Source organism: Nonlabens tegetincola, from assembly GCF_002954355.1.
In the GTDB taxonomy this organism is placed as follows: domain Bacteria; phylum Bacteroidota; class Bacteroidia; order Flavobacteriales; family Flavobacteriaceae; genus Nonlabens; species Nonlabens tegetincola.
This window is the reverse complement of record NZ_MQVV01000010.1, coordinates 265932-284294: the sequence shown is the minus strand read 5'-3', so window position 1 is coordinate 284294 and position 18363 is coordinate 265932. Positions and strand designations below refer to the sequence as shown.

Here is an 18363-nt window from a genome sequence, read left to right as displayed (position 1 = left end):
TTGAAAAGAAGTAAGCTTACCTTTTTATTTATTGCTATCGTTACAATTTTAGTTGGAATGATTGCTAGCTTCATTCTACCTGATAGATTTATGTTTGATGCTTATACCATAGGCTTAGATAGGTATAATGAAAAAGGATGGTTGGGTAGCTATCCTTTTTCTATGATGATTTATCATATAACAGGTGTAGGTAGACTACCATTTCCTATGGTTGCTTTAATTCAATTGCCTATCATTTTTTTGATGTTTAAACATTTGAAAATACCCAGAAGCTTTCATCAATTCAATTTAAAAAACGCGATTATTTGGCTGGGTTTACTTATGTTCGGTATATATGTAGGTTTCCCTTCTAAAGAATTTATTACTGCTATCTACATCTATTTATTGAGTCTTGTTCTTATCTCAAGACTCAACCTATTTTTAAAAATCGCTTTAACATTTTTACTTCTTGCGTTTTTTGGTTGGTTTTACAGACAATACTTTTTGCTCATACCGTTTCTAGCATTAGTCATTTACGGCCTGAGCTATATAAAAATTAAAAATAGAGTTCTTACTGTGCTTGTAGTAGGTATTTTAACTGCCTGTTTTATGTCCTTAAGTTATGGACTCGTTAAGGGTGAGTTTATGTCGCAAGGCTCTAGAGAAGCTCTTAATAAACGAAGAGTTGAAAGAGGTGATTCAAATGCTGCCACAATGATTGTTTCACCTGTAGAAACAGATACCTTTCATGGTGAAGCATTTGGAATAGTCTATGGTTTTTTCACAGTAAACCTTCCTGTCACCGGACTTAGATTCATTTTAAAACCTCATGTAATTGCATTTGTAATATGGCAATTAGGCCTATTTATTTACTTATTATATCTGTACAGTATTGTTTTAAAAAACAAGGAGAAATACCTTCACGAGCAATGGGTTTTTCACTTACTATTCGCTTATTTTGTTATACAAGGTGTATTTGAACCCGATTTAGGAAGTGCTGTAAAACATAAACTTGGCGTTTTTCCATGGATATGGCTAGCGTTTTATTATAACAAAGGACTTATAAAACGACCTACAAAAATTAAACGATATGTTTTCAAATTGGCTAAAAACAACTAGGTCTTGGTATCTTAATAATTATGAGTTATTAATAGGAATTCTAGCTAGTATACTAGTGTTTAGGAAACCTGGGACTATTGCTATCATTCTTTTTATAGTAAGTCACCTGTTAATCGCAAGATCTTTTAAATTTTCTAAAAATTCATTTTGGAAAATTGGTTTGATCGCCTTACCATTTCTACTGGATGTACTATTCCTGTGGAACAATGTTGAACTATCAGAAGGATTTAAACACATGGAAAAACGAATGAGTATGTTGTTATTTCCTGTTGTTCTTATAGGGTCACCTATTAAAATCAATTTTAAAAAAGTACTTACCTACTACTCCATATTATTCACATGTTTACTAGTCGTTCTATTAATAAGATTCCTAATTATTGAGCCCGAACTCGTTTCAAAATATTTGAAAGGTATTCACCTATGGGAAATGGGTTATTCTTTTGCAAATAGCACCGGTGTTCATGCGCCAGCTCTCAACTTGCATGTGGCTTTTCTAGTAGTTGTAAACACCTATCTCGCTATAAGATACTTGATCGAATCTAGCTGGAAAATCCTTAATTATAGGACTCTATTATTTTTAATTTCTGTATTTCTGCTTCTTATTATCAATACTAGGCTTGCCGTCGCAAATGCATTTATCGGTATATTTTTAGTTTTGTTTTTAGAATTGTTTAAAAAGGTATCACGCAAGAAACTGGTAACTGTCACAGCCAGTACACTGGCAGTATTGATTTTAATGGTGTTCGCTTTCGCGAAAGCGTTTCCTTACATCACAAAAAAGTATACCACCGTCACCTTTGCTCACATGGATAAAGTAGGTAAACTTGATGATTTTGAAAACCCAGAAGGTGAGGTATTCAATAGTTTTGTAACTCGTGTAAGTATTTGGAAAACAGCCTGGGAAAGAGCTCAACAAGATATTTGGATAGGTGTAGGCGCTGCAGATGGCAAGGACGAGCTTAATCAGGCCTACCTGGATACTAATCAGCAGTTTCTAGCCAAGTATAAATTTCCTACTCACAACCAGTACTTAGATTTCTTACTCAAATTTGGTTTATTAGGATTGCTTGCGGTGCTTCTTTATGTACTTAATATTTTGTGGCTAGGCTGGAGATTACAGCACAGCGTTGTTCTGTTTTTCTTTGTATTGTTCTTCACCTCAAATCTTACCGATGATTTTTTAATCCGTTATGATGGTATCACCTTCAGCGCCTTGTGGATAAGTATTTTTAGTGCGCTGTTTATTAAGAACGACTGTAGTACAAGTCAATCAATTGAGAAAAGTTCTTAGTTGAATTGAAAACCTCATCAACGCGTTTACTACCATTTTTCCCCATTTGCAACCTCAAATCTTTGTCAAATAGCTGTGTAATAGCTTGAACGGCTTGTGCAGCGTCATCAATTAAAAACCCTGTTTGAGATGGTAGTACTATGTCTCTATTTCCTATCACATTGGTAGCCACCACGGGCTTTTCAAAAACCATAGCCTCAAGTACAGCAATAGGTAATCCTTCCCAAAGTGAGGTTTGTAAATAAACATCCAATCTATTAAGATGCTCTAGACCTTCTTTCCTATTCATGAACCAACCTGTTACTGTGATATTGGGAGCTGTAATTTGATCCTTGAGAATACCATCTCCTATCCAGACGAATTGTACATCGGGTAATTGAATAGCAATTTCATTAAACAATTTAGGATTGCGAGCGTGTGTAATCCTACCTAAAATACCTACAGTAAACTTTGAGGTTGGTTGGGTATTCAAAAAGGTTTTTATCTTGTTGTATGGGACACCATTTCTAATAAGCTCTACCCTATCATGTAGTTTTTTTGCTTCATCAAATTCTGTATCACCACAAGCTATGGTTGTAAAGCCATAAAAGGAAGCCATTCTTTTTTCAATAGCCTTAAAAACCGCAGCTTTACTGCTTGAAATATCCTTGCGTAAAAAACTATAACCATGTGGCGTGTAAAATAGTTGACCTTGAGAACTCGCGATTTTTGCTGCAACCTTACCTAGAACACCAGCTTTTGAGCTATGAAGATGAATAACATCTGGTTGTTCCTTTTTAAAAATTCTAGAAAGCGCCATTATACTTTTATAGTCGTTAATCGGCGAGATATTTTCATTCATGGGAACTTTAAGAAGCCTGACATTGGAATGAAAATCTTTTTGGACATTTTCAGGGATTATTTCTGCACGTTGATCATTATAAATAATAGTAGTTTGTACTCGATCACTAGGACCAAAAACCTGAGTCAAATCACAGAAATAGCTATAAACTCCACCACCTAAGGCTTCAATTACGTGAAAAACTTTAAGTTTCCTATTGTTCATAGGTTACAAAGGTAAGAGGTAATCTTGCTTGTAGTATCTTTTTTGTTCATATTCGCAATAAAGTAAACACATTGAAAACCTATCCCAATAAAAGTATTTTACAACGTATACATTTACTTTTTACCTATACTTTATTTGCTCTTCCTATTTTACCAAAAATCGTGAGTAATATAACCATAGGGATATTTGTAGGTTTATCATTATTAATAAGCTTAACTAACAAGCAAAAGGTTTTTCGAGTTAATTACTTTATAGCAACTGCTGCTATATATTTTGTTTTGTTGACTAGTCTTTTTTATAGCTCAAACAGCGAGTATGCCCTTAAAAAATTAGGGACGCTTACGCCTTTATTATTACTTCCTTTAAGCTTTGCTGTTGTCCCTTCTGTGGTGATTGAATACTTACGTAATCACCTGAAAGACTTTTTGAAAGTTTATGTAGCTTCCATAATCGTACTAGTTCTTATAAGCTTGTTCATGATGCTCTCCAATTATGATCTTGATATAATTTTACAGGGAAAAAGATCCTTTCTACATCAACTAGGGTTGTGGAATAATATTGATAGTTTGTACTTATCCTATCACCTATCCATAGCAACGCTTGTCACAGGTTATTTGTTTTTTATATCTAAAAAAAGCTGGAAAGCACTAGGTGGTTCACTAGTATTTATATTCTTATTCAGCGTTTTGCTTTACTTTTCCTTTAAAGCTAGTATCATGGCGTTTTTACTAGGTATTGCCATGTTAACGATTCTTATAAATCAACGCAAGTTGTGGATTCTTTTTAGCGGATTATTCGTCTGTATTTTAGGACTCATCGTCTTTGTACCTTCTATAAATAGCAGGTTCTCTGAACTGCTCATAGTAAAAAACCCTGAACATAAAACCCTAGAATCTGTTACTATTAGAAATACGATTAATGAATGTAGTTTTGAAATAATGCCGCATGCTAGTTTATTTGGTTATGGAATTGGTGATAGCAAGCAGGAATTATTGGATTGTTTTGCCAGTAAGGAAAGTGCCTTGTTTGATCTCTCTTATAACACACATAATCAATATTTAAGCTTAATACTAGCAGTAGGTTTCATAGGTCTATTGGTCTTCTTTTTATCCTATGGCTATTTAGGGATTCAATCGTTGAATAAAAAGAATTATCTAGCTGTTGCCCTATTATTCTTATTTGCCGTGTGGATGCTGGCAGAAAATATTCTAGAACGACAAGAAGGAGTTTTTTACTTTTCTTTATTCCTTAATTTTTTATTTGTCTTAAATTTCAATGCGTCAACATCGGCAGGCTCCTTAGTATTGTCACATGAAAAAGTGATTGATACCTTTGAGAAGGATAATAGATAAGTTCGCTTTCGCGAAAGCGTAATCACTAACAAACCATGCAAGAACAAGAATTACTAGCCTTACTAGCCCTTAAAAAAGCTCCACTTGTAGGAGATATAATGGCTAAAAAACTGCTAAGGGAATTTGGTAGTGCTCAGGATGTATTTGCACAAAAAGTTAAGGATATTGCTGCCATTGATGGTCTAGGAGATAAAAAGGCCAGTTTTATAAAACATAAAGAGACTTTATTTGATAAAGCAAAAAAGGAATTAGAATTTATCCATGCCAATCAAATCAAATGCAAAGTATACAATCAGGATGATTATCCAGAACGTTTGAAATACTGTATTGATAGCCCGATTGTTTTTTTTGAAAAAGGTACTATTGATTATTCAAATCCCTATTTTCTAAGCATTGTAGGTACTAGACAAATTACCACAACTGGTGCTGCTTTTTTGGAAAAATTCATGAATGAAATTGCGCCACTTAATCCAGTAATAGTAAGTGGTTATGCCTATGGAGTTGACATTCTAGCACATAAAATGGCTATAGAATTAGGTTTACAAACCATCGCAGTTATGGCTCATGGTCTCAATCAAACCTACCCTAAGAATCACAGTGCGCACAATGAGGACCTCATGAAAAATGGCGGATTTATTACCGATTTTTGGCATACTGATACTTTTGATCGTAAAAACTTTTTAGGACGTAATAGAATTATCGCTGGTATGAGCGAGGCCACAGTTGTTATTGAAAGTGCCTCAAAAGGTGGTTCACTAGTAACAGCAGATCTTGCAAATGGTTACAACCGCGAGGTTTTTGCAGTACCTGGTAGAGTCAACGACAAATACAGTATAGGTTGCAATGAACTTATCAAACAAGCTAAAGCACACATGCTTACTAAAACTGCCGATATTCCTTACATTTTAGGATGGAAGGAACGTGACATCGCGGTACAAAAGCAATTGTTTGTAGAGCTTAACGAGATTGAAAAAAGAGTCTTTCAATTTCTTAAAAAACGAGATAAGGAATTACTAGATATCATTGCGCTAGAAATGGAACTACCCGTTCACCAATTAGCCTCAGTTCTTATGTCTATGGAACTTAAAGGTGTGGTGCAACCATTACCTGGTAAACTGTTTACCCTAGCCTAAGGAAAAATATACCTATCTAGGTGATAAAAGTCACATAGTTCAAGGTGCGTACTAGATTACTTTTGTAATATGAATTTAGCAGAAATTATTAAGCAAGCCGCGTCAAACGCCATTTCCTACTTAGAGTATCGCAAACTTGTCGAAGACCACGTAATTAATCAAACTAATACAGGAGATCAAATAACTGAAGCTCTTGCGGAGTATACGAGATTGAATCATCAAAGAATGCGACGACTGGATAAAACCTTGAAACTGTTACCAGAAAGTCAAGAATTTCTTGAAAATTTTGATAAAGACGTGTACTTCCTTGTTATTACAGAAAGCTGGTGTGGTGATGCTGCTCATGCCATGCCCATGATAAATAAAGTTGCAGTAGCTGCACAAATCAATTACAAGGTTGTTTTAAGAGATAAAAATCCAAAATTGATGGATGAGTTCCTTACTAATGGGAATCGAGCAATTGCCAAGCTTATTTTAATTGATGCCAAAACAAATTTGCCAGTAGCAACTTGGGGTCCACGACCTACAAAAGCCACAGCACTGGTTGCTGCAGAAAAAGCTGCAAAAGGTTCATTATCACCAGAATTTAAGCAAGAACTACAAACCTGGTACAACAAAGACAAAGGAAAAGATATCGAGAATGATCTCGTGGAGATGTTGCGAATGGTTTGAATTACTTATTCAAACCATTCCTCAGCACCTCTTTAATCCCTTCTAAATTATCGGTAAATTCCATCATTTGAGATAGGATTTGAGCCATGGATTGGTCATTCCCTAGTCCCTTAAGTTTGTTGTTCTTTAAAAAGGTTTCCTTAATGCTATTCCATCGATCATGCTCTTCACTAGAAAGGGTACTTGTAAGTTCTTTATACTTTAACAAATTGGCCTCGGCGGCAGTAGTGAGTGTTTGGGATTCACTTTCATAATGTGACAGCAACAATGTGGTAAGTTCTTTATCATCCATGATAGGAACAATTTTGGCCACTAGTTTATTCATGTCTCTATAAGAACCTTGTAGTTTAAAACTAGGTTCTGTGCGGTAAGCATCGTCCATCGCAGCACTAGAAATGTAGGTTTCATTTACCTTGAGAACCGTATCTCTTATACGAACCACCTTTTCCAAAACAGCTTCATAATCGGCTAATTCTTGACTGCTGTGATTGCCTTTAAGTTCATTATCTGCCGCGCCATTCTCTACTCTATCTAATAAAGCATAAACATCATCAAAATGTTTGTTGCTTAATTGTTGTAGTACTGGATTACTAGTAAGCGCATTCTCAATCAATGATAATTCAAACAAATGAGCCGTATCTCCTATGATATCACCTAGGTTATAGATATCTGCACGGTTTGCGAGCATGTCTGGTATTTGGAATTTGTCACCACTCTCCGTATATGGGTTACCAGCCATAATCACACAAAACTTATTACTACTTAAGTCATAGGTTTTGGGTTTGCCGTTAAACACACCTTCTATTTTTCTTGTACCATCAGCCAGGCTTATGAATTTTTGCAGGAATTCTGGATTACAATGCTGGATATCGTCTAGGTATAACATCACATTATCGCCCATTTCAAAAGCTAGGTTAAGCTTTTTAAGTTCTTCTCTAGTTGCCGCATTGGTTGCCGCTTCTGGATCCACATTAGTTACTTCATGACCTATCGCTGGTCCATTAATTTTCATGAAAATTAATCCCAATCGATTTGCCACATATTCCATAAGTGTGGTTTTACCGTATCCTGGCGGCGATATGAGTAGCAGCATTCCCATGCGATCAGTACGTTTTGAATCACCTACTGTCCCTAATTGTTTGGATAAATTATCTCCTATTAATGGAAAATAAACCTGATTGATCAATTTATTACGCACAAAACTGCTAAGTACTCTTGGTTTAAATTCTTCTAGTCTTAGTTGGCTTTTTAGGTCCTCGGTTACTTGATGCTTTGTTTTTTTAAACATCTCATAAGCTGGTACTTTATACTTAACATAATCATCTAATAAGGCTACAAATCTGTGGTAATTAAACTCAAATTCTCCATCGATAATAGTACTATGCGTGCCTTTGAGATTAGTTATGGTTTGGGTAGCATTTATGCTGTTTACCACCTCAGCGCTTGACCCATAGAGCATGTGTGCCACACATTCTTCAATGTGGTATTGTAAAGATTGTGGTTGTTCCGCTTTCGCGAAAGCGGAAACCCAATGACGCACCGTGTCAACTTTATCCTTTTGAGTATCACACTCATCTAGCGCTCTATTGAATTGTGTGTAGGCATTTTGAGATTGCAGTGTTTTTTCAAATGAATTTTGTAGATCTATAGCATTTTGACTCACAACAAAATGATCATTGTCCTTGAGCTCATAAAATAAATAGGTCGCCATTTGCTTTATGTGCTCGTTAAAATCACTTTGCTTTTCGATAATTGTTATAGCCGTTTGATTGCTATTTGTAATTTCAATTATGAGTTGATCTATAACAAAAATGTGGTTATCACTATTAGGAAATACTTGCAATACGTGACCAGCACGTTTAATAATCTGGTTGTATTTATTTTTAATCTCCTGACTTAGCTGCTGCCAGAAAAGTTGAGCATGAGCTCTTACTTTGGGCGTAAATCTTAACAACTCAAGATCATGATGTTTTTGAACCAAGACATTTAAAATGGCTGCGGCATCATGGTCGTGTACACCTTTTACATAACCACCTGCATAATTTTGACTAGCAATTTGTTGAACCTGTTGTAACAAATCGGCTTCACTAGACTGCGCAAGTTGTTCTGTATCTTGTGATTGAAATATGGTATAAGCTAGATAGCTGGATCTATAAACATCGTGGTTTTCTGAAACTAGTTCTTGATCCCATAGTGAACGAGATTGCTCTAGAATTTCGTTATTTAATTTTTGGTAAAAATCTGTTCCTGTAAGATGGTAATACAGTGAATCATTTTTATAAACTATGGTAAGGTCTAACTGTTGTTTGTTTACACCAAATTTATGTTGACCTAGTTTAATGATGTTCTCACCATCTTCATAAAGCTCCTGCTTGTCCTTGAGTTTTCTCAAGGCATCTTCTCTTGACGATTTTAATGCAGTTTCTAGTGATTCTGCTTTACCAGCATCATCTAGTTCTTGTAACTGTTTAATGATGTCACGAACTTTATTGATCATTAAATCACTAGCAAAGTATCCATTAATTTCAATCGTACTGGCTAGTGATTGTGCTCGTTTTTGAGCTCCTTTAATGATTCGATTTGCGGCATTTTGTAATGAAATTGCCTTTTTATTACGAGCTTCAACCAGACTGTTTTTACGTGAGTCAAAAGCTGCATAAACTTCTTCACGTTTTTCAATGATAGTAGTGATATACTCATCAAAGTCGGCAAATTTCCCTTCTAATTCCTCAAGAGTGATCGAAATTTTGGTTAGGAATTCATCACATTTCTCTGGAGTATCGGCAATATCAAGGTAGTTGATAATACTTTGATCTACTAACTTAAGTTGAGCAGCAAAGTCTGCCTGAGCTTCCTTCTTACCTACTGCTTTTATTTTGTTTTTAAGAGCAGCCTTAAGTTGGTTTATTGTAGCGAATATCAATGAAATATTTTCAATGATTTTAGTAGAATGTGAAGTGTCTTCTATTTTTAAATTAGAAACAATGTCAATGAGCAGTTCTAGATCTTCGGCAATTTGATTTACCTCTTTTTCCAGCTGTTTAATATCAATAACCTTGTCTACTTTTTCTAGCTGCTCCTGTTTTTCTTCAACCGCTTGGTGGTAGGGTGACAATGCTGTATCCTGCAGTAAAAAAGTAACCGCTCTACGTGAGATTAGTTCATTTTGTTCTACAATTTGCTGTTCCTTTTCCTCTATAAAAGCATCGTCGGTATACCTTATTTCATTAAGGCTTATGACTTCACCTCGTAAGGTTCTAAGTTGTGTAAGCAGGTGTACAAAGTCCTGAATACTTTTAAAAGAAGTGCTTTTAATTTTATTAAAAAGCTCTTCAGATTTTTTACTGATTGACTGGGTTTCCTTGGCAGCTTGCTTGCGCAATTGTTTAACCTTTTCAAATTCGTCAACAGCAGCATTGGCTGCTTTGTTAATTTCTTTAAGCGGTATTGAAAGCTGCTGGGTTTCTTCCTCATTTAACCAATAATAGGCGTCAATAACATCTTTTGATGCCCGTGCGATATCGTCATAAAGGCCTTCATAGCTATCCTCTTTATTGAGAAGAGTGATGAGCTCATTCGACTCGGCCATGGCCTTTACAATGTCTTTATTGCCTATTTTAAAGAGTAAGGTATCTTGATGTTCAGATGGCAGCACGTCACCTTTTAAAAAGGGTGTTTGCCATATTTGCATCATGTGATGTTTTGTTTGCTCATCCTCGGTTCTAAAATAAGCAAGTTCACCACCTTCTAACAATGTAAACCCATTACAAATAATAGGAGTTTGCACTTGTTGCTCTATGACATTATAGGCCATTAAAACATAAATACCTTTCTCCTGATTATAGAAAATATATAAGTGGTCTTCACCATTAGGTGACGCCACTCGTTGCTGAAATTTAAGGCTACCTACATCGCCTGGGAATACATTATACTCACCTGTTTGTAGGTAATAACCACTAGGGAAAATAATCCCTTGATCATCGGGTAGTAACACCGCAGCTTGTGAAATACTATCAATTTTCTCTACTGATTGTATTTTATGATTGTAAACGAAATATCTAGGTTGTTCTTGAAAGGGTTTTATTTCAAGAATAATGAGGTTTCCTAGGTCGGCAAATCTGTATTGTCCATCATCTAGTGTTTGATCACGATGTTCTACTGGCTCGTTATAAATCCCTAAACCATCGCTAGTGTTATCTTCTACTTTAATGGTTAAATCACCACCTATAGTTTCAACAAAAACCTTGTCTTTTATAGATACATGAGCATGCTCGCCATAACGTTGATCATCGCGACCTGCTTGTACCCATTGAAAACCGTATTGTGATGGAAATTTGTATTCATGCTCGCTACGGTTATCCACATATTCTAAATGTTCACCATTAATGAGCCATTTAAAGGTTTTAATATCTGTTACCGAATCACTAAGCTGAAAAACCATGTGCAAGTAGTTACCCATAATGGCAAACTTTGTAAACACGGTATTTCTATAATACTTGTATAGATTTTCAAAATCAGTCTTAAAAACAGCATCATCTAAAAGCTGCAGACCTATCTCGCTTGCGCGAAAACTCACCTCTCCATCTACCTTTTCAAAAGTATAAATACTAAATACATCACTCAACTGAATTTGAGTACGCAACCCAAAATGTACATTATATCCAAAAATACAAGTGTTACCTAATGCAATGATGTCCTGCGCAATACAGTTGTTTTCTGTATTAATGCGGTCGTTTGCTATAAGTCTGGTTTCTAGTGATCCAAAAACTTTTTTACGAGCTTCATTAAGTCGAGACAAACGTTGCTGCAAATCGGATTTTTGTTTTTGCAGCCTACTTTGAATAATCTCGTAGGTTCCTGAGTCTAGTTGTGTGGTATCTTTTGGTGTAGTCGCCATGAATGTTAAGTCTGTAGAATGGTAAAAATGAATATAGAGTGAAAAACTGCGCTAAGGATAGTAACGACATCCTTTTGACAACTCATAGGTATTATAACCTATGAGTTTTTCAAAAGATATAGTGGATAGCCTGCCGCTGCTCTTGCGAGCAGCGGAGCGCCCTATCACAACTTTTAAATATTCCCTAACTTCTTATTAGACAATCCCATCCCTTTTGCCAGGTTCATAAGGTTACCCAGCATGGTTTTTTCGTCGCCATCGTTTGACTTGCCTTGTAAGTTGCTCAACAAGTTTGCGATGGTGAGGTTCTTAATATCCTCTGAACTGATGTTGTATTTATCTGTAAACTCTTTAACCTTATCTAGTAGATTTCCTTTTACATCATCACTACCTAGAATCGCATCCTTAACTTCAGTTACGGTTTCGGAATGACTTACTAAACGGTCGTAACCTTTAGCCTTTGTAATCTGTCCAATGATTTGGTCAAAGAACATGGTTTCACCACCTACTATATCAATGTTTGCAGCCTTAAGGGCATCACCTATTACTTTGGCTTGAGCATCGGCAATATCTTTTTGAATATTGATTTGCGCTAGGTCTACTTGAAGTTCTTTATCTAGTCGTAGTTTGAACTCTTCGTGTTCTTTACCTACACCATCTAATTTCTTCATAGCTTCTGCTTTTTCTTCTATTCCAGCAGCATCAGCAAGGGCTTTTTCTTTAATCACCTCAGCTTCGGCAAGACCGTCTTTACGTTTTGCTTCAGCCTTGGCCTGGATTCCAGCGGCTTCGGCAAGAGCTTTTTTCTCGATTACCACTGCATCAACAATACCTTGTCGCTCACTCGCATCAGCTTTAGCATGCATTACTTGTGCTTCAGAAAGGCCTACTGTTGCTTCTTCTTTAGCTTGAGCTTCGGCAAGTATTTTACGTGCTTGTGCTTCTTTCTCACTAGCTTCTTTATGAGCTTGTGCCTCGATATTGATTTCTTCGGCTTTTTGTTTTGCTGCTTCTTTTTGAGCTTCGGCAGCTTTTATTGTTTTAATGAGATCTTCTTGAGCGGCAGCCTCGGCATTAGTGATGGTTACTTGTTTGATACGGTCTGCAGTTTTGAAAGCTTCAATGTCTTTCATGTTTTCCTGCTCTTCAACCACGCCTTTTTCAAGCATAACGCGGTCGCGTATTACATCCTGAATGTTCTTTTTCTCTACCTCAACTACTTTTTCTTTTTCGATTTGGGCTAGCGTCACAACTCTTTCACGCTCTGTAGCCTCAAGTAAGCGATCTTTTTCTACACGTTCTGCCTCTACAGCATCGGTACGTTGCTTGTTCTTCTCTGCAACGATGATCTGGCGTTGCATGTTTTCTTCGGCAACTTTTACTTTCTCTTCTGTAGCAATGCGAGCTGTTTCTGATTTCAGACGTTCTTCTTCTGCTACTTTTAATGTTTCTGCTTCTTCACGAGATTTGATATTTGCTATCTCACGCTTTTGTTGCTCTTCTTTTTCAGCTAATTGCTTATCCAACTCAAGAATTGCTTCACGAGCCTCTACATCTTGCTTACGGATGGTTTTTTCTTCATCACGTTTGATGAGGTTAGCCTTGATGTTTTGCGCAGCCGTTAAGTCGGTAATTTTCTTAATCCCTTCTGCGTCTAAAATATTGTCTGGCTTTAAATGGCTGACAGCGGTTTGTTCTAGATAATCAATAGCACAATCTTCTAGTGTATACCCATTTAAATCTGTACCGATAATGTCTACAATCTCATCGCGAAATTCTCTACGAGCTTCATATAGCTGGATAAAATCAAACTTTTTACCGACTGTTTTAAGCGCTTCAGAAAATTTTGCTTCAAAAAGATCTTCTAAGGTTTCAATGCGTGATGCACGTTGAACACCTATGGTTTGAGCTACTTTTTTAATGTAGTCCACTTCATTGTTTACACGTACAAAGAATGCTACCTTAATATCGGCACGTAGGTTGTCTTTACAGATAAGTCCTTCTACATTCATACGCTCGATCTGGATTTTCTTTACCGAAATGTCCATGACCTCTACACGGTGAAATACTGGGACAACAAAAAGACCTTTGTCTGTTGCTACTTTGGTACCACCGAAACCGGTGCGCACTAGCGCCTCACCTTGATGTACCTTTTTGTAAAAAAGGGCTATGATTAAAAAATAAATTACAATAATGGCTACTATGCCTACCACTACTGCAATTGCTATGGCTCCTGTATTCATGCGTTTTTAAATTTTTAGTTAGTTAAATTAATTGTTATTGAAGGTTTATTAAAGAGTACCTAAGTGTAACTGTCACTTTTGATACGTTTGTTATTCTTTACTCACGTAATAGTAATTTTTATCCTGGGATTGCTTGATTATGAGCACGCTTTCGCGAAAGCTTAATAGCGAACCATCTAAAGATTTCACATAGATACTCATTGGGTTTCCATCTACGACCACCTCAGCATTACCTAATTTTTCACCTGAAATACTGCTAAGTAAAGTTGCAGTACGTCCCAAAAAATCTACTGGTACGTCACCATTTTTATTAAGTTTTGCAAAGAAGCTTTTAAATGGTGTAGTAAATAATTTATTAAGGAATAAGCTAGGAATAAGTAAGGCTAGCATAAATAAGAAACCAATCGTATTATTTTCAGTACCTGTAATATCTGTTGCTAGTAGGGTACATATCCACCATACAAATATCCATGAGGTGAAAGTGAACATAAATGGTAATCCTACAAAATTGAAATAAATCAAAACAATTTGCCACCATTTAAGACGTCTGGTTCCTTTGTTAACGACGTGTTCCTTTTGCACCTCGGAACTTGCAACATCACCAAACTCGATATTTCCTGGATCTACAGTATCAATATCTAGATCCATATCAGCATCCACATCTATGTCAATATCTACGTCTAAATCAAAGTCTACACCGCTTATTGCAGTAAGAATCCAATAGATAGCTAGTAGTATAATTAAAACCGTAAGGATGCTGTTTACATCGGAAAATATGAGATCTAGGAAATTATTCAAGTTATTGGTTTTTGTTGGTTACAATTTTTAATTAGTTAGAAAATCAAAGATGTTACTTAATGCTCCTGTACTGGCTTTATAAAACTCAGTATACTTGCAGCGTTTACACGCTACATAACTGAATTTTTTATTTTGAACGTCAAAGATTTTGGACAAGGTACCACCTGTAGCGCGCATTTCACCTGTTTCATATTGATGATGACCGCACTTTGCACAGCTATAATTCAAATTTTTCATAATGGAATTCTGATTGAAGTGACTAAGGATATAGCCACTCATTCATTTTAAGAATTAAGTTGCTTTTTAAGACGCTCTAATTCATCATCTATTTGCGCATCGGTAGAGCTAGCTGCCTCATCAAGTTCTTGATCGATACTTTTACCTTGATCTGCCATTTCACCATAAGCTTCAGCTAGTGCCTCTTCTTGAGCGACTTTTTCTTTCATGCGTTCTAGCATACTTACTGTACCAGCACTATCAAGCTCGGCCATTTGCTTGTTCACATTTTTTGTGGCGTCACTTACTTTTACTCTTGCTTTAAGAGTTTTGAGTTCATTTTCCCATTTTGTAATGTTACCCTTAATCGTGTCGATAGAAGATTTAAGCTTTTCAACATTTTTCTCATACTTTTCAGTTTCCTCCTGAGTTTGATTGATTTTTGCTTGAGTCTCTTCCTTTTTAAGTAGGGCTTCTTTGGCCAATCGATCCGCTTCATCTGTAGAGATGTCTCCTTTTTGAGCTTTTTTAAGGATTAAAACCGCTTTTTGCTCATAGTCTTTAGCCTTTTCTTGATAAGCATTTAAATCATTTTTTGATCTTATTGCCAATGCTTTAACTTGTGCCATAGCTTCGACACTTTTATTAAGATCTTCTTTCATATCCCTGATCCCTTGTTCGGTCATGGTAATAGGATCCTCAAGATTATCAACGGCTTTATTTGCGTGTGCTTCTCCTATTTTAAATAGTCTTCTAAAAATATTCATAACAATGTTTTTTAATACTTTGAAAAAGTAATTATCTGGTCGCTGTATTCACTTAACAGTAAGCTGAGTGAGTTAAGCGATCCTTCTAACTCATTCAGGTCTAAATTTTCAATTTGTAAGGTGTCTCTAAAAATCACCTTGGTACCAGTTTCGTCTAGCACAAAAGCACCATGAATAATATCGCGATTTTTTTGTAGTAAACTTTTAAAAACCTCATCTCTATGGTTATTTATTTTAAAAATGTATTGCTCCATTATAAGAATAGGTGGTGCAATACCCATGATAAGATTTTTGATACCTACATCTTCTTTTTCAATTACAAGAATTCCAGAAGATGGATTCTCTCGAGTAATATCAAAATCTAGTTGTTGAAGGTATTCTTTGATTTTTTGGTAATGGTCGTTCATTTTTCTTTTGGTCTATTTTAATTTAAAGTAATTCTTCTTTTAATTACCGCATAAAAAAACACTGTTTTGAATAACGATAATATTACAAAAAAAGACCTTGTCATGCTAGAAAAATTCTAGCGGCCAGTTCGATTACAAATACTACTAGGTTAATCATGGTTATAGTTTTTGGTTAAACAATTTTTAAAGAAAGGAACTGGGCTGGTTAGACCCTTAATAATTCCTTTCATAGCAATTTTTACTCAAAATATTAGCTTAATTGATTGGTAATTGCTAATTTTGATAGCGTAAAGATACAATAAAAATTTAATCTTGCAAATAAAATTAGCAATTTATGTCTTTTTTCGGTAAAAACATTAAAAAAATTAGAGGAGTCAAGAGCTTAAGTCAACAAGCATTTGCAGACCTATTTAACTTAAAAAGAGGCACTTTAGGTGCCTATGAAGAAGGTAGAAGCGAACCGAAAATTGAAACAATAATTAAGGTTGCTAATTATTTTAGCATTTCTATAGATGATTTACTTACCTCAGAATTAACAGTGAATCAATTATTAAGATTCAATGACAATATTACTCTAGACCCAGAAGATCTAGAAAAGGAACACTTTGCCACTGTACCTTGTATTACCGCAAAAAACTATCAGGATTACATAGCTCATTTTGATAATGAGTTTTTTGTAAAAGACATGCCTAGTTTATCTCTTCCTATAAATACTGAAAAAACATTTAGAGGCTTTACTGTAAACAATCTAGAAATGACCAGTCATGATAAGGGATTTTATCCAAAGGATATTGTAATTGGTGAATTAGTACCCCATAAGGTGATCCAGAAACTAAATAACGGTACTGTTGTTTTTGCCTTGATCAATGATCACATTATCTTACGTAGACTATACACAACTGAAAACGGAATAGTTTTAAGAGCAGATCATAAAAATATTGATGATATTAAAGTTACCATGAAAGAAATTAAACAATTGTGGCGAGTGCGTTATGTATTTTTTAGACGTGTGCCTGAATTAACCGATAGTTTTGAGGATAAACTTGCCTTAATTGAAGCTCAATTAAAAGCCATTAAAAATCATGATTCTCTTTAAATGAGAAGGGTTTAACACTTAATCTTTAAACTATAACAGTATAAAAGCGTCTATAACCACGTAGAATTGTATCTTTGTATTTTAAAATTAAAAGCAATGTTAGCTAGTATTTTCTTAGGAATGTTTGGACCATGGCAGTTCGTATTAATTGCGCTGGTTGTTTTATTAATTTTTGGTGGTAAAAAAATACCTGAATTAATGAGAGGTCTAGGTGGTGGAATTAAGGAGTTTAAAGACGCTACAAAAGATGATGAAAAAAAAGAAGATAATAATAACAGCCTTAACAGCTAGTTCTATCCTTCTTATAAAATAAAAAAACCGCTTAGAAAGTTTCTAAGCGGTTTTTTTAATCTTTACCATTAGTGCCTATTCGCTAGGAGCGGCTACAAAACTAGCACTCCTTAAAATAGCTTCTATCTCAAAAAGGTAATTGCGCTTATCTGCATTTGGTGCGCTCACATAACCTTCTAAAATAAGCCAGTTGTCACGTTCTTTATTATACACTGCGTAGTTTATGAACGGTCCTGCCATAAACATATTTTTCACTTCCCAAGTACCTCTAGTTTCAAAGGCAAAAGCACCAGCCACCTCGCTTTCAAATAACGACGGAGTGAATATAGGTTCCGTTTGAAAAACACCACCTTCATCCACTGGAATTTTTAAACCGCCTATACTGTCACGAACCTTTATAATTTGTGATACAGTATTTGAATCACGAGTGATTAATGATCGGTCAACCTCGTAAATCATAAGGTCCATTGTGCCTTCGGGAATATTACGACGCAACCATACAAAATCAGGGTCATTTACCGCTGCATATCTATAAGCTCTAGGCACAGTAAGATCAATACCAAAACGCTTTTTAATTCGGTCTACATTAAGCGCTACCTTATCCATTAAACCTTTTTTGTAGCTAACCTCACTTTTAGTAAATAGTTTAATGATATCATTTTGATTATCGTAAACAGCTTGTGCCACAGCATCAGGATTTGGACCACTTACAATAATTCCCAATTGAGGATTTGCATACGGGTTTTCCTTAACACTTACTTTTACACTATCGGATTTCTTGATCTGTAAAAAATTACGTGATTTTTGAATAGCGCCTTTAAAACTCCTAGGTTTTACGTGATTCAAAGTAAATAGAGGTTCATCTCTTACAATACCTACGACAGATTGTGCTAGCACATTGCGTATTGTATCACCTACTTGTCCATCCCAATCTTCATTTTCAATAACAACCATTATTTTATTGAGTTGGCCCATACTATCTTGAACAGTAACAGGTTGATCGTCACAAGACAGTAGTAATAATGCAGTACATATAGTGAATATAAATTTTTTCATC

Annotated in this window: 15 protein-coding genes; 7 read left to right on the top strand and 8 right to left on the bottom strand. The window is 35.5% G+C overall.

What is annotated here, in order from left to right; translation table 11 throughout:
• Together BST93_RS01805 and BST93_RS01800 are read left to right on the top strand one after the other, a co-directional pair.
• Positions 1-1098 (top strand): hypothetical protein, encoded by a 1098-nt coding sequence (locus BST93_RS01805; RefSeq protein WP_085775430.1) that lies wholly within the window; start codon positions 1-3, stop codon positions 1096-1098.
• Complete coding sequence (locus BST93_RS01800; RefSeq protein ID WP_105017868.1) at positions 1070-2389, top strand: O-antigen ligase family protein; 1320 nt, start codon at positions 1070-1072, stop codon at positions 2387-2389. The genes BST93_RS01805 and BST93_RS01800 overlap by 29 nt, the downstream gene beginning before the upstream one ends.
• On the opposite strand, the gene BST93_RS01795 is transcribed toward BST93_RS01800, so the two are convergent.
• Positions 2343-3434 carry a glycosyltransferase gene (locus tag BST93_RS01795; RefSeq protein ID WP_105017867.1) on the bottom strand — a complete coding sequence of 364 codons (1092 nt, stop codon included), beginning with the start codon at positions 3432-3434 and terminating at the stop codon, positions 2343-2345. The genes BST93_RS01800 and BST93_RS01795 overlap by 47 nt on opposite strands.
• A 71-nt stretch (positions 3435-3505) precedes the next feature.
• On the opposite strand from BST93_RS01795, the gene BST93_RS01790 reads away from it, so the two are divergent.
• From BST93_RS01790 to BST93_RS01780, 3 genes are all read left to right on the top strand, one after another.
• Entirely contained in the window at positions 3506-4786 is a 1281-nt protein-coding gene (locus BST93_RS01790) for an O-antigen ligase family protein (protein WP_105017866.1), read from the top strand.
• Between the two features lie 35 nt (positions 4787-4821).
• Positions 4822-5919 (top strand): DNA-processing protein DprA, encoded by a 1098-nt coding sequence (gene dprA, locus BST93_RS01785; RefSeq protein ID WP_105017865.1) that lies wholly within the window; start codon positions 4822-4824, stop codon positions 5917-5919.
• Positions 5920-5988: 69 nt separating this feature from the next.
• The gene (locus tag BST93_RS01780) at positions 5989-6591 is read left to right on the top strand and encodes a thioredoxin family protein (RefSeq protein WP_105017864.1); all 603 of its coding nucleotides are present in this window, start codon (positions 5989-5991) and stop codon (positions 6589-6591) included.
• Position 6592: 1 nt separating this feature from the next.
• On the opposite strand, the gene BST93_RS01775 is transcribed toward BST93_RS01780, so the two are convergent.
• The 6 genes from BST93_RS01775 to BST93_RS01750 all read right to left on the bottom strand — a co-directional run bounded on the left by BST93_RS01775 (position 6593) and on the right by BST93_RS01750 (position 15919).
• Positions 6593-11488, bottom strand: a complete 4896-nt coding sequence (locus BST93_RS01775; RefSeq protein WP_105017863.1) for a DNA repair ATPase — start codon at positions 11486-11488, stop codon at positions 6593-6595.
• Positions 11489-11661: 173 nt separating this feature from the next.
• Complete coding sequence (locus BST93_RS01770) at positions 11662-13731, bottom strand: flotillin family protein (RefSeq protein ID WP_042276768.1); 2070 nt, start codon at positions 13729-13731, stop codon at positions 11662-11664.
• A gap of 90 nt (positions 13732-13821) precedes the next feature.
• Positions 13822-14529: a hypothetical protein gene (locus BST93_RS01765; protein WP_105017862.1), complete on the bottom strand. Its 708-nt coding sequence runs from the start codon at positions 14527-14529 to the stop codon at positions 13822-13824.
• 27 nt (positions 14530-14556) lie between these two features.
• Complete coding sequence (locus BST93_RS01760; protein ID WP_085775437.1) at positions 14557-14766, bottom strand: zinc ribbon domain-containing protein; 210 nt, start codon at positions 14764-14766, stop codon at positions 14557-14559.
• Positions 14767-14813: 47 nt separating this feature from the next.
• On the bottom strand, positions 14814-15512 hold the full coding sequence (locus BST93_RS01755) for a PspA/IM30 family protein (protein ID WP_060523499.1): 699 nt from the start codon (positions 15510-15512) through the stop codon (positions 14814-14816).
• Positions 15513-15523: 11 nt separating this feature from the next.
• Positions 15524-15919 carry a type III secretion system chaperone family protein gene (locus tag BST93_RS01750; RefSeq protein ID WP_060523498.1) on the bottom strand — a complete coding sequence of 132 codons (396 nt, stop codon included), beginning with the start codon at positions 15917-15919 and terminating at the stop codon, positions 15524-15526.
• Between the two features lie 334 nt (positions 15920-16253).
• Here BST93_RS01750 and BST93_RS01745 point away from each other — a divergent pair, with 334 nt between their 5' ends.
• Both BST93_RS01745 and BST93_RS01740 read left to right on the top strand, forming a co-directional pair.
• Positions 16254-17015 (top strand): helix-turn-helix domain-containing protein, encoded by a 762-nt coding sequence (locus tag BST93_RS01745; RefSeq protein WP_105017861.1) that lies wholly within the window; start codon positions 16254-16256, stop codon positions 17013-17015.
• Positions 17016-17111: 96 nt separating this feature from the next.
• Complete coding sequence (locus tag BST93_RS01740; protein ID WP_042276756.1) at positions 17112-17306, top strand: Sec-independent protein translocase subunit TatA/TatB; 195 nt, start codon at positions 17112-17114, stop codon at positions 17304-17306.
• A 75-nt stretch (positions 17307-17381) separates the two neighbouring features.
• Here BST93_RS01740 and BST93_RS01735 read toward each other — a convergent pair whose 3' ends face one another.
• Complete coding sequence (locus BST93_RS01735; RefSeq protein WP_085775438.1) at positions 17382-18362, bottom strand: DUF4837 family protein; 981 nt, start codon at positions 18360-18362, stop codon at positions 17382-17384.
• Position 18363: the final 1 nt, after the last annotated feature.